The sequence below is a fragment of the Zhongshania sp. genome, from assembly GCF_041623545.1.
Lineage (GTDB): Bacteria > Pseudomonadota > Gammaproteobacteria > Pseudomonadales > Spongiibacteraceae > Spongiibacter.
The window spans coordinates 1-6,244 of record NZ_JBFJWS010000190.1; the positions used below are offsets into that span (position 1 = coordinate 1).

The 6,244-nt window shown below is 48.6% G+C and carries 6 protein-coding genes; all 6 read right to left on the reverse strand.

Translation table 11 applies throughout. The features are described from left to right. Window positions 1–519: 519 nt before the first annotated feature. The 6 genes from ABYT30_RS14085 to ABYT30_RS14110 all read right to left on the reverse strand — a co-directional run bounded on the left by ABYT30_RS14085 (window position 520) and on the right by ABYT30_RS14110 (window position 6,071). On the reverse strand, window positions 520–1,245 hold the full coding sequence (locus ABYT30_RS14085; protein WP_373097113.1) for a spermidine synthase: 726 nt from the start codon (window positions 1,243–1,245) through the stop codon (window positions 520–522). 110 nt (window positions 1,246–1,355) lie between these two features. Then, window positions 1,356–1,901 carry a DUF2179 domain-containing protein gene (locus ABYT30_RS14090; protein ID WP_373097115.1) on the reverse strand — a complete coding sequence of 182 codons (546 nt, stop codon included), beginning with the start codon at window positions 1,899–1,901 and terminating at the stop codon, window positions 1,356–1,358. A 140-nt stretch (window positions 1,902–2,041) separates the two neighbouring features. Next, a complete protein-coding gene (locus ABYT30_RS14095) occupies window positions 2,042–4,042 on the reverse strand; it encodes a putative bifunctional diguanylate cyclase/phosphodiesterase (RefSeq protein ID WP_373097117.1) in 2,001 nt (666 codons plus the stop codon). Window positions 4,043–4,466: 424 nt separating this feature from the next. After that, window positions 4,467–5,264: an SDR family oxidoreductase gene (locus tag ABYT30_RS14100; RefSeq protein ID WP_373097119.1), complete on the reverse strand. Its 798-nt coding sequence runs from the start codon at window positions 5,262–5,264 to the stop codon at window positions 4,467–4,469. Window positions 5,265–5,293: 29 nt separating this feature from the next. Next, a complete protein-coding gene (locus tag ABYT30_RS14105) occupies window positions 5,294–5,713 on the reverse strand; it encodes an MAPEG family protein (RefSeq protein ID WP_373097121.1) in 420 nt (139 codons plus the stop codon). Further along, entirely contained in the window at window positions 5,706–6,071 is a 366-nt protein-coding gene (locus ABYT30_RS14110) for a DUF3703 domain-containing protein (protein WP_373097123.1), read from the reverse strand. The genes ABYT30_RS14105 and ABYT30_RS14110 overlap by 8 nt, the downstream gene beginning before the upstream one ends. Window positions 6,072–6,244 lie beyond the last annotated feature (173 nt).

Sequence of the window (6,244 nt, forward strand, 5' to 3'; positions counted from 1 at the left end):
GACATAACTGTAGAATTTCGGACATAGTGGGTTGCGTCATCTATGCTGTGGCGATGACCTAGTTCAGTGGTATATGGATGCCGGATCAAGTTCGGCATGACGGGGTGTGGGGTCGTACTGGACTTCGCGCAGGTAGCCACTACCCCTCTCGTCATACCGGCCTCCGAGCCGGTATCCATTGGTGTGGCGTTGACGTGGTTCCGTGGTATATGGATGCCGGATCAAGTCCGGCATGACGGAATGTGGTGTCGTGCCGAGCCTCGCGCAGGTATTCGGTAACCCCTCGTCATACCGGCCCCCGAGCCGGTATCCATGGTTGTGGTCGTGACGTGGTTCAGTGGTATATGGATGCCGGATCGAGTCCGGCATGACGGAGGTGTGGGGTCGTGCCGGGCCTCGCGCAGGATTCCATTACTGCTCTCGTCATACCGGCCTCCGAGCCGGTATCCATGGGTGTGGTAGTGACGTAGTACAGTGGTATATGGGTGCGGAATCACTTCTGACTTGGTAAAAAAACAGTCATTCGCCCTTTACACAAACATATACGGAGTTAGTTGATTCGCTGTTTTGAAAAGGGTTATAGAACGCAACGATATGGGAAGTAACGCCTGCGAAGACGGTTTTCAACAGCGCCTCAAAATGGGCTTCAGGCAGGTTTTGCGACCACATCGCAAATACCCCATTGGGCTTTAGTTGCTCCGCCATTAGCGTTAGATTTTCAGTGCAATAAAAACTCGCGTTGGCTGAGTTTAGAAATTCTGTTGGCGAGTGGTCGATGTCGAGCAGTATCGCATCAAACTTTTTCGCCGCATTTTCCGGGTCAAAGCCTCTGCTTGGATCAGTGGCAAGGTCAAAAAAGCTGCCAAGCACATAGCGGTTGCGCTTGTCGGCGTTAAGTATTTTACCTAAGGGGACGAGTTCGTCCTTATGCCAGCCGATAACAGTATCTAAGGCATCGACAACTAGAAGCTCGCTAATGCGCTCGTCTTTTAAGGCCTCAACGGCGGTGTAACCCAAGCCCAAGCCGCCGACCACCACACTGAGTTTTTCACCTTTGCTCGCGGCCAGGCCAAGCGTGGACAAGGCCACTTCGGCGTCAACAAACATACTCGACATTAAAAACTCGTCGCCGAGTTTAACTTCGTATATATCTCGGTCACCGAATACCGGAATACGTCGTTTACGCAGAGATATTTCACCGAGTGGCGAGGCTTGGCTGTCTATTTCTTCAAATAATGGTGGCATGCCGCTTGTGTCCTATATCGACGCTCAGTAAAAGTCTTAGCTTACTATGTCGCTACGCTATCATAAATCCAGGGTCTGACCGAATTGCGCTGCCGCCTGTCGAGACAGCCTTAAGTCAGGATTCTGCGTCGGGGCAGAAGATCGGGGCCGTCGTAAACGCTTTTTATATCAGATATCGAATACACGGCACTTGGGTCCAGCGTTCTTATCAGGCGAATAAGTGAGCTGATATTTCGTCGTTTCTCAATAATAAAGAGGACTTCTACGGGATTGGTGTCGCCCATATCACCGTCTACTGAAACGACCTTGAAGCCAGTCTCACGCAATTTATCAGCCAGCACATCTCGGTTAAATGAAATGCAGCGAATCAGTTCATTGCCTATGGCGAAGTGGCCTTCGATGGTAATACCAACATAATTGCCGACGGCAAACCCCCCTGCATAGGCCACAGCAAGATACCAGTGGTCGAGGTTTGTTAGTACTTGCCCTGCGGCGACTAGCCAAATCATGATTTCAAAAAAACCGATGACAGAGGCCAATACCTTGTTGCCGCGAAAAACCACAATAGTTCGAAATGTGCCGAGTGAAACGTCGGCGACCCGCGCAAAAAAGATCAATGGCACTAGTAAAAACGGATATTCAACTAATAATTCCATGCTTAAGCCCCTTGTTGGCGGCCAGTGAAACATAACGGGAGGCACAAGGGCAGAGAAAACGCGTGCCGAGAAATAGTAGTAAAGAAAATTGAATTTTCTCTTAATGCCACGCGAAGCTAGCCTGCTTGTGACGGACGAGGTCAGACTGTACGGGGTTGATTTTCAGCGGCACCACGGCTAATTAGGGCGTCAAATTGCTCGATCGGCACGGGTTTACCGAATAAGTAACCTTGGAAAGCGACACATCCGTCGTCTAATAGTAAGAGACGTTGCGCTTCAGTCTCCACACCTTCGGCGATGACCTCGATGCCCAGACTTTGCGCCATAGAAATAATCGTTTTCACTATCGCATTGTCATTGCTATTGGTATCAATATCTCGCACGAATGATTGGTCTATCTTGAATTGATCGAGAGGCAACTGCTTGAGATACTGCAAGGAGGAATAACCAGTACCGAAATCGTCCAAGGAGAATTGAACACCAACTTCTTTTAATGCGTACATTGTGTCAATGGTAACATCGACATCTTCTTGCAATAGACTTTCGGTCAATTCAAGCTTAAGTAAATTTGGGGGAATGGCATGTTTTTCTACTGCGGCCCGCACGTGCGTTACGAAATCAGCCTGCCTAAATTGTAGTGCACTAACGTTTACAGCTAGTGTTAATCCGCGTGTCAGCGAATTTTTCTGCCAGTCTCCGAGTTGCGCACAAGCCGTTTCGACAACCCATTGCCCTATGGGAATAATCAGTCCGGTTACCTCTGCAAGCGGAATAAATATATCCGGCGGCACTAGCCCGCGTTTGTGGTGTGGCCAGCGAATCAATGCCTCTGCGCCCAAAACACGGTTCAAATTGTCCACTTGAACCTGGTAATACAATTTAAATTTTCTATCTTCGACCGCAATACGCAATTCGTTTTCGAGACTAGTGCGGACATTTATGATGTCTTGCATGTCTTGGTTGAAGAATCTCAGTAAATTTCGACCCGTTTTCTTGGCTTGGTGCATGGCGATACCGGCTTGCTTCAAAAGTTCTTCTGCTGACTTATCATCATGGCCGAAAAAAACCGCACCCATACTCGCTGTGCCGCAGTATTTATGAAGATATAGCTGATAAGGTTCATTGAGTGCTGTAAAAATTTTATCACTCACGGTCTTTGCCTTCGCGGCCGCTTCGATGGAGTTTTGGTCTAGGTCTTCCAGAACCAATACAAACTCGTCATTTCCTACCCGTGCTAGGGTATCTCCTTTATTTAAACAGGAAGCAAGACGCTGGGCAGTCTGTTCCAAAAGCAAGTCACCATGGCCATAGCCTAAGGTATCGTTGATGTCTTCGAACTTATCCAGATTTATAAACATTACCGCACTCTGTGAGCCTTTACGTGCGCTGGAGGCCAAGGCGTGGTGCAGCCGCTCTATCAAGAGGCGACGATTGGGTAAGCTAGTAAGCGGGTCATAGAAGGCGAGGGTATGGAACTCGGCTGCTCGTTTCTCCTTCTCCTCGTTTTGAAAGGCGAGCTCGGTGTTGGCAATGGCCAGCTCCGCGGCGCGCTTATCTTTTTCCTCGTTTTGAAAGGCGAGCTCGGTGTTGGCAATGGCCAGCTCCGCGGCACGCTTGCCTTTTTCCTCGTTTTGAAAGGCCAGTTCCGTGTTGGCAATGGCGAGTTCAGCAGCGCGCTTGCCTTTCTCCGCGTTTTGAAAGGCCAGTTCGGTATTGGCAATGGCGAGCTCCGCAGCACGCTTGCCTTTTTCGGCGTTTTGAAAGGCGAGCTCAGCATTGGCAATAGCAAGTTCAGCGGCGCGCTTACCTTTCTCGGCGTTTTGAAAAGCCAACTCGGAGTTAGCTGTGGCGAGTTCAGCGGCGCGTCTATCTTTCTCTTTGTTCTGAAATGCGAGTTCGGTGTTAGCAATGGCCAATTCTGCAGCGCGTTTGCCTTTCTCTTTGTTTTGAAAAGCCAGCTCTGCGTTTGCCATGGTTAACTCCGCAGCTCGCTTATCCTTTTCTATGTTTTGAAAAGTTAGCTCTACAGCCTGCTTACGTTTTTGCTCGTTTTGAAAGGCCAACTCTGAGTTGGCTATGGCGAGCTCCACGTTGGCAATGGCCAGTTCTGCTGGGCTAGCCTTAGTGTCCTTGCTGTTCACAGTCGTACTCCGATTGGTCACCCATAGGTGTCTCCATTGAACTGTTTCAATGTCCTTATAAAATAGTTCCTTGCGATATTGGCGAAATGTAGCTGCTAGAGATGGCGTTCTGGTTACTGTGTCTTACTTAGACTGTTGAAAACACAATAGCGATGATTGAACCCCGCAAAAGGTCGCGGAGAACGAGGATGGAGTGAATTGCTCGGCCATTATAGGGCAGTAAGCGAGGATTCATAATAAGGAATGACCGCAATGATAACGCGGCTTGATGTGCACAAAATGCACTATCGCAGCTACGGCGGTGATAGCGACGGCGTCGTTCATCGAAAAGCGCTTATCAGATAACATGGCGGGCGCGTTCGGATGCTAGTGCCGCTTTGCCAATAATACGCGCTCTTGCAAATTGCCCGTTTAAGTAAGGTCGCTATCGATATTCCATACCCGCTGAAATTCGGTTGAATAAACTCGGGAAAAACCGTTTGATGGTGGGCGCGAGTGCGCTTATACCCTTGCCGACAATTATTTCGTCGCGGCCTTTATTTATGGCGTTAATAATATCTTGGGCACATTTTTCTACAGGCATGCCGTTGATAATAGACTCGTCATCTTTGTTCTGAGCCTGACCGCTGCCATTTAAGGCATTCACCGCGATATTCGTTTTGATGGAGCCGGGGCAAACCGTAAGGCATTGAATCCCCTGGTGCGCGGTTTCGGCGCGCAAACAATCCATAAAGCCCACTACGGCGTACTTTGAACCTGAATAGCCGGTACGAAGTTTAGAACCAATTTTTCCGGCGACACTGCTGATACTAACAATCACACCTTGACGACGCTCAATCATTGCCGGCAACAACGCCTTTGTCATTGCCACAGTACCCAAATAGTTAACGTCCATTAATTTGCGGTATACGGAAAGATCGGTATCTACAAAAAGTGATCGCTGGGAAATACCGCCGTTGTTAATCAAAATATCTACTGGGCCGATGTCAGCGAGTTGCGCCTCAACCACGGCAAGGAGCTTGTCGGCATCGGCTAAATCTAAGGGCACAACCCAATGGTGATTGCGTCCACCGGGTAGCGTCTCCGCAATTTCTAGCAGGCGCTCTTGGCTCCGAGCTGACAGAACAATTCGGGCACCGCGCTCGGCAAGCTGTTTACACAGCTCCATTCCTATACCTGAGCTAGCACCAGTAATCCAAATTGTCTTGTTCTTAATATCCATTTCTTGTCCTCGTGAATATCAGCGCTAGATTAACTCTGCCACAGCGAGCTAGCGAGGATTAGGGTCATCATCAATACAATGATTACACTAAAGGTGAAGATTTTCCGCCTCACTGGCACGTAATTAGAGCCGGTATGGACATAGGCATGGGCAAGTCGGCTAAAAACAAAGAGCCAGGAGAGAATTAATACCGGCAGGTTGACGGCGTCGATTACTGCGAATGATATCGCCAGTACATAGAATAACACGGGGACTTCAAATTGGTTGCGAATACAGTTATTGATCTTTAAGACGTAGTCTGGCCATGCATCATCATGCAAGCCTCGACGTTGCTCATTAACATGACCCGCTTTGGCCGCTCGCACTTTCGCGATATTTAGCGATACATAAAGCGCTATGGTGAGTAATACCTGAATCAAAACCGGTAATAAAATAAGCTGATTATGCATTTGCTTTGACCTTAGCGATAATCGCTGCGTGTTCTGGGGATATGGGCATGGGCTTTAGGGGGCTCACATTGCTACCCCCGGTGTTGCCGACGGGGACGCCGTTGATTGCGGTTAACGCCGCTGCGCCAATAATTCTTATAAGCTGACCAACTATCTCTTTAGTATCTTTTTGTCGTATTCCCCAGAGCATCATCAGGGCGTGGACTTTGACATGCCAGTAAGTTGATTCCTGACCAAGCACATGGGCATTCTCAAGGTGGGTGAATGCCCTGGCGTAATCTCCTGATCGCTGAAATTGACTTGCCTTTAACAACTCGGCCTTTACATAGGGGGCTATGTCCTTGGCAAACTTGGTCAATGCGCTTTCCTCCTGCGATGCACTGATTAACGGCTAACTTAGCATCATAATAAAATATTTGAGGTCTTAATCTATTTTTTCGTGTGTCTATGTTTACTTGTTAATACACCTTGATGGTGGGAGAAATTATCACCTTTGGCCAGCCGGTCATAGAGCACTACATTTACCGTGGC